The sequence below is a fragment of the Streptomyces sp. CRN 30 genome (assembly GCF_034105845.1).
Window position 1 is genome coordinate 120,332 of sequence record NZ_JAVRHI010000439.1, and the last position, 19,872, is coordinate 140,203.

The following is a 19,872-nucleotide window of genomic DNA, read 5'->3' on the forward strand; positions in this document are numbered from 1 at the left end:
AGCCGGTCGGTCAGTCGGTGACCAGGGCCAGGGTGAAGCCGTCGTAGCCCTTGCCGCCCACCGTCTGCAGCGCGGTCGCGGTGAGCCGGGGGTGCTCGGCGATGTCCTGGACGAAGCGGCGGATGCCCTGGACCGAGGGGTCGTCGTTCTCGGGGTCGGTGACGGCGCCGCCCCGGACGACGTTGTCGCCGATGATGAGACTGCCGGGCCGGGTGAGTTCGAGGGCCCACCGCAGGTACGCGGGGTTGGACGGCTTGTCGGCGTCGATGAAGACCAGGTCGAAGGGGCCCGCGCCCTCCTCCGCGAGCCGGGGCAGCGACTCCAGCGCCGCCCCGACGCGTACGTCCACGATGTCTTCCAGCCCCGCACGGGCGACGTTGGCGAGGGCGACCTCGGCGTGGTGCGGATCGTTCTCCAGGGTGACCAGGTGCCCGTCCCGCGGCAGGGCGCGGGCGAGCCAGATGGTGCTGTAGCCGCCGAGGGTGCCGATCTCCAGGATCTTGCGGGCGCCCCGGACGCGGGCGAGCAGGTGCAGCAGTTTGCCCTGGTTGGGGGCGACCTGGATGGCGGGAAGCCCTTCCGTCGCGCTGACCGAGGCGGCCGCGGTCAAGGCGTCGTCCTCCTGGACGAGGAGCTCGTTGAAATAGTCGTCGACGGTGTTCCAGGTCTGCTGTGACTGCTGCGACATCGTTCGTTCCCTTTCGATACTCGCTGAGTTCCGGACGGGAACCTACTACGGGGCCCGACACGATGCCGCAGGCGTCGGTGGTGCCCCGGCGCCCCGGTGACTCGTCGACCCGGCGACCCGCGGTGGACGCACACCCGTGCCGGAGACGGCCCGAGTAGGCTGCCGGTGATCACGGCCGCCGAGCAAGTCCGACGCGAGATGCGGAGATCCCGATGACCACAGCGCGCGACCTGACCTTCGTGTCCTCGGACGTCGCCTCCGAGTACCCCGTCGAGCGCGGCGACCTCGCGCTGGCGTTGGCCGGGGCCGAACTGATCGACCTGCTCGCCGCCGGGACGGTCGTACTGGACGACGGCCTCGTGCGGCCGGCCGAGGGAGCCGGGTCCGGCGACCCGCTCCTGGCCGCCGCGGCCGGCACCGTACGGGGTGAGCCGCGGGAGTCCGTGGCGGACTGGCTGTGGCGCCGGGGCGAAGGGCTGGCGGACACCTACCGGGCCGCGACGGGAACCGAGGACCGCGGCCGGCCGCGCCGGGCGGTGTGGCGGACCGCGGAGCGCACCGCCCCGGCCGCCCCCGCCGACCCGCGGGACCGGGGCGGCGCCGCCGACCGCTGGCACGCGGGCGAACCCGTGCTGGTGGCCCTGGCCGCCGCCGTGGGCATCCGGCACGACGAGGCGGACCGCATCGCCGACCCCGACGACGAGGCGGTCACGACCGTTCTGGCAGCGGTCGGCGACGCCGTGGTCGAACTGGCGGCGATCCGGCAGCGCCGCAGCGTGGAGGAAGCGGCGTTCGACAACATCTGGCGAGGATGGTGACGGCTCCGTCTCCCCGGCACACGGGTGGACCAGCGCCCCGGCCGAGCCCCGGCCATGCCCCGGCCACGCCTCGACCGTGCCGCCGGCGGCAAGAGGCAGGTGAGGCCCGGGACCGGGCGGGTACTGGGTGTGTGTACGACGCACGCAGCACTTGGAGGTATCCCATGGGCAAGCTCGGTGACATGGCGAACAAGGCCAAGGAGATGGCGAAGGGCCACCCCGACCAGGCCGACCGGGGCGTCGAGCGCACGGAGCGCATGGTGGACGAGCGGACGGGCGGCAAGTACGACGCCCAGACCGACAAGGCCGCCGACGCGGTGCGCCGTTCCTACGGCGACGACGGGACGACGTGGCGGTAGCCCCCCGACCGGCGCCGGGGAAACACGAGGCCGGCCGGGCACGGACCTGTACGTCCGTGCCCGGCCGGCCTCGGCCGTTCCCGCCCGCTTTCGCCCGCTCTCGCCCGCCGGATCCCCGGCAGGGTCACGGCGCCGTTATCGAAGAGGTGTCGTACGGCGCGCCGGACGGGTGAATCTGCCGGGCCGCGCCGGCCGGTCCCTCCGCCACCCAAAGCCTCAGGTAGCGGGCGAAACGATTCACTGTCCGGACAAGTCCGGTTGACCGCCTTCCCGGACGCCCGACATCCTGAACGCCGGGCCGGGAGGGGGCCGCCCGCCCGGAGACCCGCGCCGGGTACCCCCTCGCACCCGTGTGCCGGTGCGCCACACCACCGAGAGGGGCCGTTCCTTGGCAGGCAGCAAGCCGGAACTGAGCGCGCTCAGGGCGACCAAGTACACCTCGTCGAAACGGACCGCCGGCCACCTGGAACGGCTGCGCCGCCTCGGCTACCACACCGGTCTGCGGGCCCTCGACGCCTGGGACACCGTACGGGGGAGACAGCACCCGCTGCTGCCGCCCCGCCGCCACCGCCGCTTCGTCGGCAACGGCGACTTCCTGGAGGTGGGCCGCCGGATCACCGCGTACATGCGGGACGAACTCGGCCTCGGCCCCGGACACGACGTGCTCGACGCCGGATGCGGTCCCGGACGGATCGCGGTGCCGCTCACCGACGTCCTCACCGAGGGCTCCTACCTCGGCTTCGACATCGTGCCGCACGCCATCGACTGGTGCGCGCGCACCATCACCCCCCGCCACCCCCGCTTCCGCTTCGCGCACGTCGACATCCGGCAGGAGATCTACAACCCGGAAGGCACCCTGGACGCGGCCGACTTCCGGTTCCCCGCCGAGGACGCCGCCTACGACATCGCGGCCCTCGTCGGACTCATCAGCCATCTGCGCCCGGCCGAGACGGAGAACTACCTGGCGGAGTCCGCCCGCGTCCTCCGGCCGGGCGGCGTGTGCTTCGCCACCGCCTACCTCCTCACCGACGAGGCCGCCGCCAACATGGCGCGCGGCGCGACCGCGTTCACCTTCCCGCACGACCGCGGCGACCACCACGTCCACTCCGCTCAGGAGCCCACGTACGCCATCGCCTACCGCCCCGACCTGCTGCTGACGATGGCCTCCCGGCACGGACTGCGCATGCTCCGGGACCCCCGGCCGGGAACCTGGGGCGTCTCACCGCGCCGCCCGGCCTCGATGGACCTGCTCGTCCTCGAACGCGACTGACGGGCCGGCAACACACCCCCACCGACCACGAGTAAGGACCCCCTCCCGCCCATGAGCGACATCACCAGCCCCGCCTCCGCCCCCGTCGACGGCACCCCCGGCGTCATCCTCGTCTCCGGCATCTCCGCCTCCGGCAAGTCCACCGTCGCCCAGGCCCTCGCCGAGCGGCTGCCCCGCTCGGCACACGTGCGCGGCGACACCTTCCGCCGCATGATCGTGAGCGGCCAGGCCCACATGACCGCCGACGCCCCACCGGAGGCCGTCGCCCAGCTCCGGCTGCGCTACCGCCTCGCCGCCACCGCCGCGGACGCCTACGTGGACGCCGGCTTCACGGCCGTCGTCCAGGACCTCTTCCTCGGCGAGTACCTGGCCGACATGCCCCGGCTGATCCGCAGCCGCCCGCTCGCCGTGGTCATGCTCGCGCCCGACCCCGAGGTCGTGGCCCGGCGCGAGGCCGAGCGCGCCAAGACCGGCTACGGCCCCGACTGGCAGCCCAGCGCCATGGACCAGGTGCTCCGGGACAGCACCCCCCGCATCGGGCTGTGGCTCGACACCTCCGAGCAGACGGTCGAGGAGACCGTCGACGAGATCCTCAAGCGCGCCTGGACCGAGGGCGCCGTCTCCTGACCGCGCCCCGCGCGACTCCCCTGCCGGGGCCCGGTCCGCCGGGCCCCGGCCCGCCCGGCGCGCACCGCGCCGAGGAAGGACCACCCGGGTGCACACCCGATACATCGGCGGCCCGCACGGCAGCCCGGTGGGCGCCGTCGGTCTCGGCTGCATGGGCATGTCCTACGCCTACGATCCCGCCGGCCGCGACGACACCACCTCGACCGCCGTCCTGCACCGCGCCCTCGACCTCGGCGTGACCCTCGTCGACACCGCCGACGTCTACGGCCCCCACACCAACGAGGAGTTGGTCGGCCGGGCGCTCGCCGACCGCCGGGACCGCGCCTTCCTCGCCACCAAGGTCGGCTTCGTCACCGGGGAGACCCGGCTGCGCCGCGACGGCCGCCCCGCGCACATCCGCGCCGCCGTCGACGCCAGCCTGCGCCGCCTCCGCACCGACCACCTCGACCTCTACCAACTGCACCGGGTCGACCCCGAGGTCCCGCTGGAGGAGTCCTGGGGCGCCCTGGCCGACACCGTACGGGCCGGCAAGGTCCGCCTCCTCGGCCTGTCGGACGTGAGCGCCGAGCAGGTGCGCCGCGCCGCACGCGAACACCCCGTCGCCGCCGTACAGGCGGAACTGTCCCTGTGGACCCGCGACGCCACCACCGACCTGCTGCCCTTCACCGCACGGGAGGGCATCACCCTCATCGCGTACGCGCCGCTCGGCCGCGGCTTCCTCGCCGGCCGCTTCGACACCGCCGACGACGTGCCCGACGGCGACTACCGCCGCCACAACCCGCGCTTCACCGAGGACAACTTCGCGGCCAACCTCCGCCTCCTGGACGGTGTGCGCACCGTCGCCCGGCGCCGCGGTCTCACCCCCGCGCAGACCGCCCTCGCCTGGGTGCTCTCCCGCGGCCCGCACGTCGTCCCCGTCCCCGGCACCAAGAACCCGGCGTACCTGGACGACAACGCCGCGGCCGCCGACGTCCGGCTGGACGACGACGACCTCGCCCTGCTGGACGCCCTGCCGGCCGCCGCCGGGGCCCGCCAGTGACGCGGGACGCCCCGGCCCGCGGCCGCACGTCCCGTACCTCTCCCACCGAAGGAACGTCACCCGTGTCCGCAACCGACCCGTCGACCCTGCGCCGCGGCGTCGGAGTGCTCGCCGTCGCCGTACGCGAGGAACCCTGGATCTTCACCGTGGCCCTGGCCGCCAGCGCCCTCTACGGTGTCGCGCCGGTCGCCACCTCCTGGACGCTGGGCCGCATCACCGAGGACGTCATCCTGCCCGCCTTCCGGGAGGGCCGGACCACCGCCGCCGCCCTGGCCGGCGCCGGACTGGCCGTCTTCGGTGTCGCGATGCTCCGGGTCGTCGGGGTGATCGGACGCCGGGTCGGCGCGGGCATCATGCAGTTCCGGCTCCAGGCCACCTACCGCCGCAAGGTCGCCCGGCGCTACCTGAGGCTCCCGCTCTCCTGGCACCAGCGGCACCCGGCGGGGCAGCTCCTGTCCAACGTCGGCGCCGACGTGGAGGCGGCCTGGGCACCCGTCGTGCCGCTGCCCAGCGCCATCGGCGTGGCCGTCATGCTCGTCGCCGCCATGGTCTCCATGTTCACCGTCGACCCGGTACTGGCGGCGGTCGCGCTGCTGGTCTTCCCCTCCATCGGCCTGCTCAACGTCGTCCACCAGCGCAGGCTCACCCCGCTCGCCCAGCGCGCCCAGGCGCTGCGCGCCGAGACCAGCGACATCGCCCACGAGAGCTTCGACGGCGCCCTGGTCGTCAAGACCCTCGGCCTTGAGGAGCACGAGACGGCCCGCATGAGCGAGGCCGCGAACCGGCTCCGGGACGCCAACGTGGCGGTCGGCCGCACCCGCGGCCGCTTCGACCCGCTGCTCGACGCCCTGCCCAGCCTCGGCATCCTCAGCGTCCTCGCCGTCGGCACCGGCCGGCTCGCCGCGGGCGCCGTGAACGTCGGCGAACTCGTCCAGGTCGCCTACCTGTTCACGATGATCGCCTTCCCGGTACGCGCCTTCGGCTGGGTCCTCGCCGAACTGCCCCGCAGCGCCGTCGGCTGGGCCCGCGTCCGGCACGTCCTCGACGCCGAGGGCGACCTGCCCACCGGGCGGCTGCGGCTGTCCGACGCCGGCCCGATCAGCCTCGACACCCGGGGCGTCAGCTACGGCTACGACGACAGCCTCGTCCTGCACGACGTCACCCTCAGCGTGGGCTCCGGACGGACCGTCGCCGTCGTCGGCCCCACCGGATCGGGCAAGTCGACCCTGGCCACCCTCATGGTCCGGCTCGTCGACCCCGTCCGCGGCGACGTGCTCATGGACGGCCTCGACGCCCGCGAGATGCGCTCCGGCGAGGTCTCCTCCGCCGTGGCGTTCGTCCCGCAGGAGACGCTGCTGTTCGACGACACCGTCCGCGGCAACGTCCTGCTGGGCCTCGAACTCCCCGACGAACAGGTCTGGGAGGCACTGGAGGCCGTCCAGGCCGCCGAGGTGGTCCGGGCGCTGCCGAAGGGCCTCGACACCCGCGTCGGCGAGCGCGGCGCCACCCTCTCCGGCGGGCAGCGCCAGCGGATCGCCCTGGCCCGCGCCCTGGTGCGCCGCCCCCGGCTGCTGGTGCTCGACGACGCCACATCGAGCATCGACCCCCAGGTGGAGGCCCGCATCCTGGGCGGGCTCCGGGCGGCCCGGGTGCCCTCCACCCTGGTCGTCGTCGCCTACCGCCAGGCGACCATCGCCCTCGCCGACCACGTCGCCTACGTCGACCGCGGGCGCGTCCGCGACAGCGGCACCGACGCCGAACTGCGCGCCCGCTGTGCCGGCTACCGCGACCTGGTCACCGCCTACGAGCATGAGGACGACCGGGACGACCGGGACGGCCGGAAGAGCCGGGACGGCCGGAAAGGCCGGGACAGCGGGGAGCTGCCGCAGGCGGCCCCGGACGACACCGAAGGGAGGACCGCGTGAACAGCCGCATCACCGGCGAGGGACGGGGCGCGTGGGGAACGTTCCGGCGGGCCCTCGAGGTCTCCCCGGGACTGCGCGAGGGACTGCTGGGCGTGGTGCTGCTCGCGCTCCTCGCCGCCGGCGGCCGGGTCGTCGTACCCGTCGCCGTACAGCTCACCCTGGACGACGGCATCCGGGCCGAACAGGGGCCGCGCACCGGCTTCGTACTGGCCACCGTCGGCGTGTGCGCCGCCGCCGTCCTCGCCACCGCCTACGTCACGTACCGCATGAACCACCGCCTCTACCGCAGCGTCGAGGGCGGCCTGGCCACCCTCCGGGTCAAGGTGTTCCGCCGCGTGCACGACCTGTCGGCGCCCGCGCTCACCTCGGAACGCCGGGGCGACCTGGTCGCCCGGGTCACCGCGGACATCGACCAGTTCAGCACCTTCCTCCAGTTCGGCGGCATGTTCCTGGTGAGCCTGTGCCAACTGCTCGTCGGCAGCGCCGTGATGTTCGCCTACTCCTGGCAGCTCGCCCTCATGGTCTGGGCGGTCTTCACCCCGCTCGCCCTGGTCCTGCCCGCGCTGCAACGCCGGCTCTCCGAGGCGTACGGCCGGGTCCGCACCCGCGGCGGCGACATGCTCGCCGCCACCGGGGAGGCCGTCGTCGGCGCCGCCGTCATCCACGCCTACGACGCGGGCGACCTGATCGGCCGGCGCATCGACACGGCCGTCGAGGAACACCGGCGGGCCCAGAGCCGCGCCCAGCGCCTGGTCGCCCTCACCCTCTCCAGCGGTGAAGTCGCCGCCGCGCTGGCCATCGGCGGCGTGGTCAGCCTCGGGGTGCTGCTGGGCGTGGGCGGCCGGATGAGCGCCGGTGAACTGGTGGCGTTCCTGTTCCTGGTCACCCTGTTCATCGGACCGGCGCAGATGAGCACCGAGGTGCTGAACGAGCTGCAGAACGCCCTGGCCGGCTGGCGGCGCGCGCTGGCCGTGGTCGACACCCCGGTCGACGTGCCCGACCCCGCGGCGGCGGGCACCCCGCTCGCGCCGGGCCCGCTGGAGATCCGCTTCGAGGACGTCGCCTACGGCTATCCGGGCGGCCCACCGGTCCTGCACGACGTGACGGTGCGCATCGCCCCGCGCAGCCGGGTCGCCGTCGTCGGCGAGACCGGCTCGGGCAAGTCGACGTTCGTGAAGCTGCTGATCCGGCTGGACGACCCGACCGCGGGCCGCGTCACCCTCGGCGGGATGCCGCTGCCCGAGGTGCCGTTCTCCTCGCTGCGCAGCCGGGTCGTCATGGTGCCGCAGGACGGCTTCCTGTTCGACACCACGATCGGTGCCAACATCGCCTGCGGCAGACCGGACACCACCCCCGAGGACGTGTGGCGGGCGCTGCGCGACCTCGGCCTCGAGGGCTGGCCGGCCGGGCTGCCCAAGGGTCTCGACACCCCGGTGGGACAGCGCGGCGAGGCGCTGTCGGCGGGCGAACGGCAACTCGTCGCGCTGGCCCGCGCCTACCTCGCCGACCCCGACCTCCTCGTCCTCGACGAGGCCACGTCCGCCGTCGACCCGGCCACCGAGCAGCGGCTCCAGCGGGCGCTGGAGAACGCCACGCGCGGCCGTACGGCGGTGTCGGTGGCCCACCGGCTGTCCACCGCCGAGGCCGCGGACCACGTCCTCGTCTTCGACGGCGGCCGCATCGTCCAGCAGGGCAGCCACGCGGAACTCGTCGCCCGCCCCGGCCGCTACGCCGACCTGCACGCGGCGTGGATGTCGGCGACGTCGGCGACGGAGGTGTGAGAGCCCCGGACCCCCGGACGGAACTCCGGGGCGCCACCCCCCCTGCTCAGTCCACCCCGTGCATCAGCGCCCGCAGCCGCCCCCGGGCCAGGGCCAGGACGGCCGACGCGAGCAGGGCCAGCGCGCCGAGGGCGGCGAAGTACGGGCCCGGCGGCCACACCGTCGACAGCCGGACCACCTGGGCGCTGAGCGCGCTGCCCAGCGCCACGGACAGGAACCACAGGCTCATGACGCGGTGGGCCAGCCGGACCGGTGCCAGCCGGGTGGTGACGCTCAGCCCCGTCGGGCTCAGCAGCATCTCCGCCACGATCTGCACCAGGAACGCCACCACCAGCCAGAGCGGCGTGACCCGCCCGGCACCGGCCGCCCAGCCCGCGCCCGCCATCACCAGCGAGGCCGCCCCCAGCCCGCCGAGGGCCAGCGCGAACTTCGCCGGGGTGCCGGGCTGCCGCCCTCCCAGCCGCAGCCACAGCGCCGCGAACACCCCGGCCAGCAGCACGCTGTAGAGCGGACCGAGGGACTGGAACCAGCTCGTCGGAACCTCCCGGCCGGCCAGGGTCCGGTCCACGTGGTCGCGGGCGAACAGACTGATCAGGGAACCCCCTTGCTCGGCGACCGTCCAGAACACGGTGGCCGCGAGGAACAGCCACACGTAGGCGGCCAGCCGCCCGCGCTCCACCGGGTCAGAACCCGCGCCGCGGAACAGCACCGCGAAACAGACCACCGCGACGGCCACGGTGAGCAGTGTCACCGCCTGCACCACCGCCTCGGTGGGAGAGTGCCCCCACCACAGCGCCACCGCGTACCCCGCCGCCAGGAACACCGCCGCCGCGCCCCCGACGGCCACCGCGCGGTACGCCCCGGCCGGTGACATCGGGCCCGCCCGCCGCTCCACGGGCAGCCGCCCCCGACCGCGTACGCACACCAGCAGGCCCACGAGCATGCCGGCCGCGGCGGCGCCGAACCCGGCGTGCCAGTCGACGCGTTCGCCGAGGTAACCGGTGATCAGCGGAGCCGCGAACGCGCCCAGGCTGATGCCCAGGTAGAACACCGAGAACCCCGCGTCCCGGCGGGCCGCCGCCGACGCCGTGTCACCGCCCTCGGCGTCGTACAGCCGGCCCACCAGCGTGGAGACACCCGGCTTGAGCAGGCCGGTACCGACGGCGACCAGGAGCAGACCGGTGTACGCGGTGGCGGCACCGGCCGGGACCGCCAGGACGGCGTGCCCCGCGGTGATGACCACACCGCCCCGCACGATCGCCCGGTAGGAGCCCCACAGCCGGTCGGCGATCCAGCCGCCGGGCAGCGCCAGCAGGTTGACCAGGGCACCGTAGACACCGAAGACGGCGGCGCCGGTGTGCGGGGCCAGGCCGAGACCCCCCTGCGCGGCGGGCGCGGTGAGGAACAGGACGAGGATCGCCCGCATCCCGTAGAAGCTGAACCGCTCCCACATCTCGACGTTCCACAGCGTCAGCAGTCCGCGCGGGCGGCGGGTGCCGCCCGCGCCGGTCCCGCGCACCGGTCCGTCCGTCTCCGTCATCCCGTCCGCCCCCCTTGCGGCTCGGGCCCCCGTTCAGGGGCGGGCCGGCTCCTCGTCGAGGACGAGGTCCGGGATGCCGTCGGTGATCGGGAACGTACGGCCGCAGCCGTCCCGACGGCACGTCAGGCGGGTGTCGGCGGCGTCGGCCGTGAGCGGCGCGGTGCACGCGGGGCAGGCGAGGATGTCCAGCAGACGGCGGTCGAGGGGCACGGTCTCTCCAGAGGTGGCCGGGAAGGTGACGAGGGCGGACGGGTGCCGCCCGCGCGCCGCGTGCAGCAGCGCGCGGACCGGGGCGGCGGCCTTGAGGAGTACCTCGCGGTACTCCTCGGCGGGGTCGGAGCCGAGGACGATGGCGCCGCCCGCGCCCACCGTCCAGCGGCCGCCGGAGCGGACGGCGGTGCGGATGACGATGTTCAGGTCGGCGCCCCCGCCAAGGCCCAGGTAGCCGATCGAGCCGGAGTACACCCCGCGCGGAGCGCCCTCAAGGCGGTCGATGATCTCCATCGTGCGCCGCTTGGGCGCCCCGGTCATGGAACCGCCCGGGAAGCAGGCACGCACGCAGTCGAGGACGTCGGTGCCGGGCCGCAGCGTCCCGCGGACGGTGGACACCAACTGGTGGACGGTCGCGTACGTCTCCACGCGCATCAGCCGGGGCACGTGCACGCTGCCGATCTCGCAGACCCGGCCCAGGTCGTTGCGGAGGAGATCCACGATCATCAGGTTCTCGGCGCGGGTCTTGGGGTCGCGGCCGAGCGCGTCCCGCAGCCGGGCGTCCTCGGCGGGGTCCGCCCCGCGCGGCGCGGTGCCCTTGATGGGCCGGCTCTCCACCCGGCCGTCCGGACCGATCCGCAGGAAGCGCTCGGGCGAGGAGCACACCACCTCGGTGTCGCCGAACCGCAGGAACGCCGCGTACGGCGCCGGGTTGAGGCGGCGCAGGACGGTGTGCGCGGACAGGCCGTCGGCGTCCACCGGCACCCGGACCGTGTCGGTCAGGCAGATCTCGTAGCTCTCGCCCGCCCGCAGCTCCTCCTGGCACTGCCGGATGTCGGCCAGGTAGCGCCTCTCGCCCCGCGACGGCCGGTGCGGGAGCGGGCCGCCGGGGCGCGGGAGCGGGGCGGGCCGGCGGGCCGGCGTCTGCCCCAGTACCTCGACGGCCGCCTCGTGACGGCCCGCCGCGAGGTGCGCGGCGGAGGCGACCAGAGCCGCCTGTTCCTCCACCCACGGCGAGACCGCCTCCGCGGCGATGGGTGTCCGTACGGTCCGCAGGGCGTCCCGCACCTGGCCCCGGGCGAGCAGCAGCCGTGCTTCCGCGATGGTCCGTCCCGCCGCCTCGACCGGGTCGGGGGTGCCGCCGGGCGGGCCCGCCCGCTCCAGGAGGCCCTCGGCCTCGTCGAGTTCGTCGCGGTCGACGGCCACGGCGGCCAGCACCAGCCGGCCGACGCCGGTCCGGAACAGCTGGGGCAGGCTGAGCCGTTGCGCCTCGCCCATCGCCGTCAGCACCTTCTTCTCCGCCTGGCCGGGCCAGCCGTTGAGGAGGTCGATGAGCGCCAGGTGGCCGAGGGAGTCCTGCCGGGGCAGCATCGTCGAGGGGCCCGTCGAGGACCTGACCGCCTGGATCAGCGCGGCACGTGCCTCGTCCAGACGTCCGGCCCAGAGCAGGGCCGAGCCGAGGTGGGTGAGCAGGAGGGCGTTGAGTTCGGGATGCCGGTCGAGCCGCTCCGCGGCGACGGACTGCCGCAGTTGTCCCGCGGTCTTGGCCGCCTGCTCGGCGCGGTGCGGGGAGCCGGCCAGGCGGGCCGCGAGGACCTCCAGCAGGGCGCAGCTCAGTCGTGCCGCGGCGAGCCCCGTGCCGTCGGTGTCGTCGGTGCCGCCCGTGCCGCTCCCGGTGGCCTGGTCCGGTTGCCGCTGGTCCAGTTGTTGCTGGGCGTGGTGCAGATGGGTCAGTCCGCGGCGCAGGTCCCGCCGGAAGAGTTCGCGGGCGGCGAGGACGATGCTCGTGGCGGGGCCCGCGGTCCCGGGGGCCAGCCGGGCGAACGGCCGGCCCAGCGCGTCGGAGCGCAGCCCGGTGAGCAGTTGGCCGATCGCCAGGTCGTCGACGAGGGCCCGGGCGCTGAACTCCCAGTCCCCCGCCGCCGCACCGTGGGCGAGCGTCTCGGGGAGCGAGCCGGAGCGGCTCAGCCAGCGCGCGGCCCGGCGGTGCAGTTCACGTTCCAGGCCGGGGCGGCGTTCCCGCAGGTGGGTGCGGAGTATCTCCGCGAAGAGGGGGTGCAGCCGGTACCAGGAGCGCCCCAGGTGCTCCACGAACGCGTTCTCCCGGTGCAGCCGGGAGATGATCGGCTCGGCGTCGGTCCGGCCGGTGAGCGCGTCCGCGAGGCCGGGGCGGAACCGCTCCACGACGCTGACGCGCAGCAGCAGGTCCTGGGCCGTGGCCGGCTGCCGCTTGAGGACCTCCGCCAGCAGGAAGTCGGCGACGGTGCTCTGCCCGGCCTCGAACTCCTTCAGGTACGTCTCCGGGTCGCTGCTCTGCTGCGCGGCCAGCGCGCACAGCCGCAGGCCCGCGGCCCAGCCCCGGGTGCGGTCCACGAGGGCGCGCGCGGCGTCGCCGGTGAGGGACAGGCCGTGGGAGTCCAGCAGCGTCGCCGCCTCCTCGGGGGTGAACGCCAGCTCGGCGCCGCGGATCTCGACGATGCTGCCGGCCGCGCGGTAGCGGTGCAGCGGGAGCAGCGGCTCGGTGCGGGTGACGAGCACCAGGCGCATGCCCCGGGCGGCGTGGTGCAGCACGAACTGCAACTGCTCGGCGATCTCCGGGGACGTCAGGCGCTCGAACTCGTCGACGACGAGGACGGCGGGCCGGGCGCGGGCGCCGAGGTCGGCGGCGAGCCGGGCCAGCAGGGCGTGGTCCACGCTGCCCGGGTGCGCCGGGTGGCCGACCTCGTCCGACAGGGGGGTCCCGGCGGTGCGCAGGGCCTCCAGTACGTACGCCCAGAAGACCCCGGGGTCCTCGTCGGTGCCGTCCGCGGTGAGCCAGGCCACCGGCCGGCCCAGGGAGGCGGCCCAGTCGGCGGCCAGCAGGGTCTTGCCCGCGCCGGCCGGCCCGTTGACCAGGGTGAGCGGGGCCGTCAGTCCGTGGCCGAGGTGGGTGACGAGGCGTTCACGGCGCAGGAACGTGTCGGGACGTGCGGGCAGGGCGAACCGGGTGCTGAGGAAGGGGTCTCCCCGGGGGTCGGCGCTGGGAATCGACGCCTCGGGGCCGAACGACTGGGGGTCGGCCATCGCGCTCACCACCGTAGGGAAGGTCACGGGCAGCGCTACGGGGCAAGTATGCCAGCGGCAGCGGACACCGGCGCACCCCCTGGTGACGACCCCTTTCCGCACGCCCATGCGCCCCGTCGCACTCCTCGCTTCGACGGGAACGATGTACGTACGGCACTCCCCCCGCGCCGCCTCCCGCGCGGACGCCGGCGGGGCGCGGAGATGCGGCGGCCGGGCCCCGGACCGGCGGACGATGTCCAGTCACCGGACGGCACCGGACGGCCGCGGGGCGCCGTCGCGCGGGGCGGGGCGGGCCGGTACCGCCGGGAGACACACGAACGGGCCACCCGCGCACCCGCTGTCCGGCGGGCCGTCCCCGCCCGGCCCGTGGAGCGGGCCGCCGCACCGAAGACGTACCGGAACCGCCCCTCGCCGTCCCGCCCGCGCGGCCCCATCGGCGTAACCGGATCCCCGGGGCGGCCGCCGGTGTGCGACGGCGGACGCCCCGGAGGACCGCTGGAGGGCGCGCTACAGTCCGGCGGCCAGCCGTCCCGCCAGGAGGCGGGTGAAGCGGGCGGGGTCGCCGAGTTCGCCGCCCTCGGCGAGCAACGCCATGCCGTGCAGGAGTTCCGCGGTCTCGGTCACGGCCGTGTCGCCGGCGTCCCGCTGGTGGGCCTCGCGCAGCGCCGTGACCAGGGGGTGGGTGGGGTTGAGTTCCAGGATGCGCTTGATGCTCGGGATCTCCTGGCCCATCGCCCGGTACATCTTCTCCAGCGTCGGCGTCACGTCGTGCTCGTCACCGACGATGCACGCCGGGGAGGTGGTCAGCCGGGTGGACAGGCGCACCTCCTTGACGTCGTCCGACAGCGCCGAGGCCAGCCACGTCAGCAGCGGGGCGAAGTCCTGTTCCTGGCGCTCGCGTTCCTCGTCGCCCTCCTTGGTCTCCTCCTCGCCGTCCAGGTCGACCTGTCCCTTGGCGATGGACTGCAGCGGAGTGCCGTCGAACTCGCGTACGGACTCGACCCACACCTCGTCCACCGGGTCGGTGAGCAGCAGCACCTCCAGGCCCTTGGCGCGGAAGGCCTCCATGTGCGGGGAGTTCTCCAGCCGGGCCCGGGACTCGCCGGTGAGGTAGTAGATGTGCTCCTGGCCGTCCTTCATGCGGGACTTGTAGTCACGCAGGCCCGTCTGCCGCTCCGCGTCGTGCGTGGAGGGGAAGGAGCAGATGTCGAGGATCGTCTCGCGGTTGTCGAAGTCGCTGAGCAGGCCCTCCTTCACCGCACGGCCGTACTGCTCCCAGAAGGTGTCGTACCGCTCGGCGTCCTTGGTCCGCATCGCCTTCACGGTGGACAGGATCTTCTTCACCAGCCGCCGGTGCATCAGCTGGATCTGCCGGTCCTGCTGGAGCGTCTCGCGCGAGACGTTCAGCGACAGGTCCTGCGCGTCGACCACGCCCTTGACGAAGCGCAGGTAGTCCGGCAGCAGCGACTCGCACTCGTCCATGATGAAGACGCGCTTGACGTACAGGTTCACGCCGCGGCGGGCGCCCTGCTGGAACAGGTCGAACGGCGCCCGGGACGGGATGAACAGCAGCGCCTGGTACTCGAAGGAACCCTCCGCCCTGGTGTGGATGGTCTCCAGGGGGTCGTTCCAGTCGTGGCTGACGTGTTTGTAGAACTCCTTGTACTCGTCCTCGGTGATCTCGCTCTGCGGGCGGGCCCAGAGCGCCTTCATCGAGTTGATCGTCTCGGCGGCCGGCTCGGCGTCGTCCTCCCCGGCGCTCTCCGCGGCGAGGCGCACGGGCCACGGGATGAAGTCGGAGTGCTCGCGGACGATGTCGCGGATCCGGCCCCCGTCCGTGTAGTCCCAGAGCCGGTCCTCGGTGTCCTCGGGCTTCAGGTGCAGGGTCACCGAGGTGCCCTGCGGCGCGTCGGCGACCGGCTGGAGGGTGTACGTGCCCTTGCCGTCGGACTCCCAGCGGGTGCCCTCTCCCTCCCCGGCCCGGCGGGTCACCAGCGTCACCCGGTCGGCGACCATGAAGCTGGAGTAGAAGCCGACGCCGAAGTTGCCGATCAGCGCGGCCGAACCCTCGCCGTCCTGGGCCTGCTTGGCCTCCTTCAGCTTGCGCGCGAACTCGGCGGTGCCGGACTTGGCGATCGTGCCGATCAGCCGGACGACCTCGTCGCGGGACATGCCGATGCCGTTGTCGCGCACGGTCAGGGTGCGCGCTTCCGCGTCGGGCTCCAGCGCGATGTGGAGGTCGTCGGTGTCCGCCCCGAGGTCGCTGTCGCGCAGCGACTCCAGGCGGAGCTTGTCCAGGGCGTCGGAGGCGTTGGAGATCAGCTCCCGCAGGAAGATGTCCTTGTTGGAGTAGATCGAGTGCACCACCAGCTGGAGCAGCTGGCGGGATTCCGCCTGGAACTCGTACGTCTCGACCGTATCGGCCGTCTCGACCTGACTGGTCACAGTGTTCCTCCCCCGGAGAAGGACTCGGCTTTTCTCGTCTGTCGTGCGGGACGCCGCCATCGGCCGGTGTCCGCGTGAACGATCTTGCCCTGTGACACCACGTGATCGCCAACCGCCCGCCCGCTGCCGGCCGCCGGCTGAGTGTCCGTCACGAGTTTTCCCGGAGATCGGTGCCGTGAGGTGTGCGGCACGACTTACGGGGCACATGGTGTCCGCGGGCTGCCTCACGTCCTGTCCCTGGTGCGCAGAGGCAGCTCGACCAGTTTCCAGGGGGCGCGCGGCCGCGACGGCAGCGCGCCCCCTGCTTCCGTCCTCCTCCGGCTCCCCGGCGCGCGCTCCGGTAACTCGTGTGCCCGTGCCCGATGGCGGCCGGGCCGCATGCCGACGACGCTGGTACGACACCGGAGGAGAGGAGCCTCATGAGCAAGCCCGCTTGTGTCCTGATCGCGGTCCTGGCCGCGCCCCTGCTGTCCGCGCTGCCCGCGCAGGCCGCGTCCGCACCGGCCGACGGCCCGCCGGGCCGGACCGCCCCGGCGTTCTCGGACGGCGTCTCCTGGCGGAGCTGCGTCGGGGGCGGCGGCCTCGTCTCCCTCTCCGTGCGGGGCACCGGCGAGCGCGCGCTGCTCATCAGGCACTGCAAGGGCGGTGTCCATGACGGTGAGCCCATCGCCTGAGTCCTGAGTCCTGACTCCCGAGTCCTGACACGGCTGTCCGGCCGTCGAACGGGTAGACGTCGTCCATGAGCGATGTCGTGGACTCCGACGAACTGCTCCGTCGCATCCAGCGGGCCCGGGACTGGGCCGAACGGGAGGAGCGGCACCACAAGGCACGGTCCGGCACCCGGCCGCCCGAGGACACGGACGGGACGGCACCTGACGCGGAGGTACTTTCCGTCGCGTACGGGGTGGTCCGCAGGGTTCTGGAGGAGATCGTCCGGCCGGGCACCCATGACGGGGACCGGCCACAGGCGCCGCCGTCGCGGTGAGACGACCACCCGCGACGGCGGCGGTCCCCCCTAGCGGGCCGTCCCGCCGAGGTCGAGCCGTGCGACGTGGGCCAGGTTCTCCCGGTCCTCGGCGTCCTGGCCGGCCCCGGCGGTGAACCAGGCGTCGAGGATCTCCTTCAGCAGCGGCTCCGAGGTCAGCCGCAGACCGATCGCCAGGACGTTGGCGTCGTTCCAGCGGCGGGCGCCGTCCGCCGTGTACGCGTCCGTGCACAGCGCCGCCCGTACGCCCGGCACCTTGTTCGCGGCGATCGACGCGCCCGTGCCGGTCCAGCAGCACACGACTGCCTGGTCCGACCGGCCGGCGGCGACGTCGCGCGCCGCCGCCTCCGAGCACATCGCCCACCGGCTGTCCTCCCCGGGGCGCAACGCCCCGTGGGTGACCACCTCGTGGCCACGGTCGCGCAACTGCTCCACCAGGGAGCGGGCCACGGGTTCGTCCAGGTCGGAGGAGACGGAGATACGCATGGCCCGCAGCCTAACCGGCGCGCACCGCCGCGGGCAGGTACCTCTCCACCACCTGTTCCACCCGGGGCAGGAAGCGCTGGCCGGTCACGGCGAGCACGATCGCCGCGGTGACGCCGGCCCAGGCGAGGGGGCCGAGCGGGGTGCAGCCGAAGAGCTGGCTCAGGCCGGGGGTCTGGACCAGGGCGACGAGTGCCGCGGCGGATCCGAGTGACGTGACCTGCACCAGCCCGCTGTGCCGCCGGTCGGCCAGGGTCTGGGCGAGCTGGGTGCCGACGACCGCGCACAGCGCCATCGTCGTGGAGCGGATGCTCCTGCCCGGGGTGAAGCGCCCGATCAGCCAGGCAACCGTGGCGCCCAGGGTGGTGGTCAGCGCCCGGTGCCGGATCTGGCGGACCAGGGGCGCGCCGAGCAGGTCGGTGCCGAGCGGTGTGCCACCCGGGTCGGGCGCCGGTTCCGCGCCGGGCGTCCCGTCCACGGCGTCCGGACGCACCGGTGCGTCCTCCCTCGGCGTCACCGCCACGGCGATCGCCGGGAACAGGTCGGTGAACAGGTTGACCAGCAGCATCTGCCGGGTGGACAGCGGTGCGGCGCCCGACAGGAGGGTGCCGACGATGCCGAAGCCGACCTCGCCGGCGTTGCCGCCGATGAGGATGGCGATGGCGTCGGCGACGCTGCGCCACAGGGCGCGGCCCTCGGCGACCGCCTCGATGAGCACCGACAGGTCGTCGCCGGTGACGACGAGGTCCGCGGCGTTGCGGGCGGCGGCGGAGCCGCGGGCGCTGATGCCGACGCCGATGTCGGCGGCGCGGATGGCCGCGGCGTCGTTGGCGCCGTCGCCCACCATGCCCACCACCCGGCCCGCGTCCCGCAGCGCCTCGACGACCTGGAGCTTCTGCTCCGGCGCGACGCGGGCCACGACACCGGCGTCCCGCAGCATGCGGGCGCGCTGCTGCCGGTCCGCGGCGGCGAGTTCGTCCCCGGTGACCACGGTGGTGTCCTCGGGCCAGCCCAGGTCGAGGGCGATGGCCCGGGCGGTCTGCGGGTGGTCGCCGGTCAGCATGACGGGCCGTACGCCCGCCCTCCGCAACCCGGTGACGAGGTCCGTCGAGGTGCCGCGTGCCACGTCGGCGAGTCCGAGCAGACCGGTGAACCGCAGGCCCACCAGTGGCTTCTCCAGGACGTCGCCGGGGTCCTCGTCCTCGCCGAGCGGGCGTTCGGCGACCGCCAGGACCCGCAGTCCGTCGGCGGCCAGCGCCCGGGCGGCCCGGGAGGCGTCGGTACCGTCGTCGCCGCAGGCCGGCAGGACGGTCTCCGGGGCGCCCTTGACCACCAGGACGGGGCGGCCGTCCCCGGCGCGGCCGACGGCCGCGGCGTACCCGCGGGCGGCCTCGAACGGGCGGCCCTCCGTCTGCGTCCAGTCCCCGCCCGGCCCCGCGGCGGCCAGGACGGCCTCGTCGGTGGCGTGCACCGGGCGGGAGCCGCCGTCGCCGTTGACCCGCGGGCAGGCGCGGGCCGCGGTGCGCAGCGTGGGCCCGGCCGGCTCGTCACCGGGCCGCAGCACGGTCAGGTCGGGGCCGGTCACCCGTACCAGGCGCAGCTTGTTCTCGGTGAGGGTGCCGGTCTTGTCGAAGCAGACGGTGTCCATGCGGCCCAGCGCCTCCAGCGTGCGCGGGGTGCGCACCAGCAGGCCGCGGCGGCCCAGCCGGCGTGCGGCGGCCAGCTGCGCCACCGTCGCCACCAGCGGCAGACCCTCGGGCACGGCGGCCACGGCCACCGCCACTCCCCCGCTCACCGCCTGCCGTACCGGTGTGCCCCGCAGCAGCGACAGGCCCGTCACCGCGGCCCCGCCCGCGAGCGTCAGGGGCAGCGCCTTCCGGGTGAGTTCCTGGAGCCGGGCCTGGACGCCGGCGGACGGCGGGGTGCGGGCCGCGAGGGCGACGGCGCGGGCCGCCTCGGTACGGTCGCCGGTGTCGACGACCACGGCCCGGGCGCGTCCGGCGACCACGGTCGTGCCCTCGAAGACCATGGAGCGGCGGTCGGGCACCGAGACCCGCGGCGTCGGCTCGATCTGCTTGTCCACCGGCAGGGACTCCCCCGTCAGCGCGGACTCGTCGACCTCCAGACCGTCCTCCCACAGCAGGCGCGCGTCGGCGGGCACGACGTCGTCCCCCTGGAGTTCGATCATGTCGCCCGGGGCGAGGCGGCCGGCGTCGGTGATGCGGGTGCGCCCGGACCGCAGGTGGCCGGTGACCCGTGCCTTGGGCTTCTGTTCAGCCAGCAGGCCGGACAGCGCCTTCTCGGCCCGCAGCCGCTGCACGCCGCCGACCAGCGCGTTCAGGTCGAGCGCGCCGACGACCAGCAGGGCGTCCACGGCGGAGCCGAGGATCGCCTCCGCGGCCGAGCCGACCGCTAGGACAGGGGTGAGGGGATCGTCGAGTTCGTCGCGCATGGCGCGGCCGAGCTCCCACGACCACCGGGCCGGGGCCAGCACCCGGGAGCGGCCCAGGGCGCCGAAGGCCCGGCGCACCCGGCCGGCCGTCCGCTCGGCGGTGCCCCCGGTGTCGTCCGGCTCGTCGGCCTCCAGCCGGGCCAGCACGTCGTCCGGTGACATCGCGTGCCAGGCCACGCGGGCCCGG

General features: G+C 74.6%; 15 protein-coding genes. 9 read left to right on the forward strand and 6 right to left on the reverse strand.

Features of this window, described 5'->3' with window-relative positions:
- Positions 1-10 precede the first annotated feature (10 nt).
- Positions 11-688 (reverse strand): O-methyltransferase, encoded by a 678-nt coding sequence (locus UW392_RS48910; protein WP_320781848.1) that lies wholly within the window; start codon positions 686-688, stop codon positions 11-13.
- Positions 689-900: 212 nt separating this feature from the next.
- On the opposite strand from UW392_RS48910, the gene UW392_RS48915 reads away from it, so the two are divergent.
- The 7 genes from UW392_RS48915 (at position 901) to UW392_RS48945 (ending at position 8,507) form a co-directional block, all read left to right on the forward strand.
- Positions 901-1,506, forward strand: a complete 606-nt coding sequence (locus tag UW392_RS48915; RefSeq protein WP_320781849.1) for a GPP34 family phosphoprotein — start codon at positions 901-903, stop codon at positions 1,504-1,506.
- Between the two features lie 164 nt (positions 1,507-1,670).
- Entirely contained in the window at positions 1,671-1,865 is a 195-nt protein-coding gene (locus UW392_RS48920) for an antitoxin (protein ID WP_320781850.1), read from the forward strand.
- 388 nt (positions 1,866-2,253) lie between these two features.
- The gene (locus tag UW392_RS48925; protein WP_320781851.1) at positions 2,254-3,135 is read left to right on the forward strand and encodes a class I SAM-dependent methyltransferase; all 882 of its coding nucleotides are present in this window, start codon (positions 2,254-2,256) and stop codon (positions 3,133-3,135) included.
- A 51-nt stretch (positions 3,136-3,186) separates the two neighbouring features.
- Positions 3,187-3,762 (forward strand): AAA family ATPase, encoded by a 576-nt coding sequence (locus tag UW392_RS48930; protein ID WP_320781852.1) that lies wholly within the window; start codon positions 3,187-3,189, stop codon positions 3,760-3,762.
- An 88-nt stretch (positions 3,763-3,850) separates the two neighbouring features.
- Positions 3,851-4,801, forward strand: a complete 951-nt coding sequence (locus tag UW392_RS48935) for an aldo/keto reductase (protein ID WP_320781853.1) — start codon at positions 3,851-3,853, stop codon at positions 4,799-4,801.
- Positions 4,802-4,863: 62 nt separating this feature from the next.
- Complete coding sequence (locus UW392_RS48940; RefSeq protein WP_320781854.1) at positions 4,864-6,726, forward strand: ABC transporter ATP-binding protein; 1,863 nt, start codon at positions 4,864-4,866, stop codon at positions 6,724-6,726.
- Positions 6,723-8,507 carry an ABC transporter ATP-binding protein gene (locus UW392_RS48945; RefSeq protein ID WP_320781855.1) on the forward strand — a complete coding sequence of 595 codons (1,785 nt, stop codon included), beginning with the start codon at positions 6,723-6,725 and terminating at the stop codon, positions 8,505-8,507. Before UW392_RS48940 ends, UW392_RS48945 begins: the two co-directional genes overlap by 4 nt.
- Before the next feature lie 46 nt (positions 8,508-8,553).
- Here UW392_RS48945 and UW392_RS48950 read toward each other — a convergent pair whose 3' ends face one another.
- From UW392_RS48950 to htpG, 3 genes are all read right to left on the reverse strand, one after another.
- Entirely contained in the window at positions 8,554-10,047 is a 1,494-nt protein-coding gene (locus tag UW392_RS48950; protein ID WP_320781856.1) for a peptide MFS transporter, read from the reverse strand.
- 33 nt (positions 10,048-10,080) lie between these two features.
- Complete coding sequence (pabB, locus tag UW392_RS48955) at positions 10,081-13,320, reverse strand: aminodeoxychorismate synthase component I (protein ID WP_320781857.1); 3,240 nt, start codon at positions 13,318-13,320, stop codon at positions 10,081-10,083.
- 507 nt (positions 13,321-13,827) lie between these two features.
- Positions 13,828-15,765 (reverse strand): molecular chaperone HtpG, encoded by a 1,938-nt coding sequence (gene htpG, locus UW392_RS48960; protein ID WP_320781858.1) that lies wholly within the window; start codon positions 15,763-15,765, stop codon positions 13,828-13,830.
- Positions 15,766-16,184: 419 nt separating this feature from the next.
- On the opposite strand from htpG, the gene UW392_RS48965 reads away from it, so the two are divergent.
- Positions 16,185-16,439 (forward strand): hypothetical protein, encoded by a 255-nt coding sequence (locus tag UW392_RS48965; protein WP_320781859.1) that lies wholly within the window; start codon positions 16,185-16,187, stop codon positions 16,437-16,439.
- Between the two features lie 65 nt (positions 16,440-16,504).
- A complete protein-coding gene (locus tag UW392_RS48970) occupies positions 16,505-16,750 on the forward strand; it encodes a hypothetical protein (RefSeq protein WP_320781860.1) in 246 nt (81 codons plus the stop codon).
- A gap of 30 nt (positions 16,751-16,780) precedes the next feature.
- Here UW392_RS48970 and UW392_RS48975 read toward each other — a convergent pair whose 3' ends face one another.
- Positions 16,781-17,236: an RpiB/LacA/LacB family sugar-phosphate isomerase gene (locus UW392_RS48975; RefSeq protein ID WP_320781861.1), complete on the reverse strand. Its 456-nt coding sequence runs from the start codon at positions 17,234-17,236 to the stop codon at positions 16,781-16,783.
- Between the two features lie 10 nt (positions 17,237-17,246).
- Positions 17,247-19,872, reverse strand: a 2,626-nt coding sequence (locus UW392_RS48980) for a cation-translocating P-type ATPase (RefSeq protein ID WP_320781862.1), incomplete at its 5' end; no start/stop codon positions are given.